The sequence below is a fragment of the Streptomyces lancefieldiae genome, assembly GCF_031845825.1.
In the GTDB taxonomy this organism is placed as follows: Bacteria; Actinomycetota; Actinomycetes; order Streptomycetales; family Streptomycetaceae; genus Streptomyces; species Streptomyces lancefieldiae.
The window spans coordinates 1-1,185 of the sequence record NZ_JAVRFH010000226.1 but is presented as its reverse complement, the minus strand read 5'-3'; the positions used below and the strand labels follow the sequence as shown (position 1 = coordinate 1,185).

General features: G+C 58.3%; 2 rRNA genes. Both read right to left on the bottom strand.

Annotated features, from left to right (window positions below):
* Nucleotides 1–776 (bottom strand): 23S ribosomal RNA (locus RM812_RS41785); the annotation flags it as partial.
* Nucleotides 777–1,077: 301 nt separating this feature from the next.
* Nucleotides 1,078–1,185 (bottom strand): 16S ribosomal RNA (locus tag RM812_RS41780); the annotation flags it as partial.

Below are 1,185 nucleotides of genomic sequence, written 5' to 3'. Positions count from 1 at the left end.
GTCTTGAGCGTGCTACTGAAACGCCCTGTTCGGACTCGCTTTCGCTACGGCTACCCCACCCGGGTTAACCTCGCAACACACCGCAAACTCGCAGGCTCATTCTTCAAAAGGCACGCAGTCACGAGACACCAAGCAAGCTTGATGTCCGACGCTCCCACGGCTTGTAGGCACACGGTTTCAGGTACTATTTCACTCCGCTCCCGCGGTACTTTTCACCATTCCCTCACGGTACTATCCGCTATCGGTCACCAGGGAATATTTAGGCTTAGCGGGTGGTCCCGCCAGATTCACACGGGATTTCTCGGGCCCCGTGCTACTTGGGTGTCTCTCAAACGAGCCGCTGATGTTTCGACTACGGGGGTCTTACCCTCTACGCCGGACCTTTCGCATGTCCTTCGCCTACATCAACGGTTTCTGACTCGTCCTGTTGCCGGCAGACAACAGAAGAGAGATCCCACAACCCCGCACACGCAACCCCTGCCGGGTCTCACACGTATACGGTTTGGCCTCATCCAGTTTCGCTCGCCACTACTCCCGGAATCACGGTTGTTTTCTCTTCCTGCGGGTACTGAGATGTTTCACTTCCCCGCGTTCCCTCCACACTGCCTATGTGTTCAGCAGCGGGTGACAGCCCATGACGACTGCCGGGTTTCCCCATTCGGAAACCCCCGGATCAAAGCCTGGTTGACGACTCCCCGGGGACTATCGTGGCCTCCCACGTCCTTCATCGGTTCCTGGTGCCAAGGCATCCACCGTGCGCCCTTAAAAACTTGGCCACAGATGCTCGCGTCCACTGTGCAGTTCTCAAACAACGACCAACCACCCATCACCCCGAGCCAGAGCTCGAGTGCACTGGGGCCGGCAACTGAGGGGTTCATTCCCTCAGACACCCAACAGCGTGCCCGGCCAAGCCCCGTCCGGTGATCATGCGTTCCACGCTCCGAAGAGCAGTACTGGCAGCCACCGGCCCGAAAACTGGACCGAGTAGTCAACGTTCCACCCATGAGCAACCAGCATCAGACATTCGCTGATGTACTGGCCTCTGACCAGCCGAAACTGGTAAGAAGTGCTCCTTAGAAAGGAGGTGATCCAGCCGCACCTTCCGGTACGGCTACCTTGTTACGACTTCGTCCCAATCGCCAGTCCCACCTTCGACAGCTCCCTCCCACAAGGGGTTGGGCCACC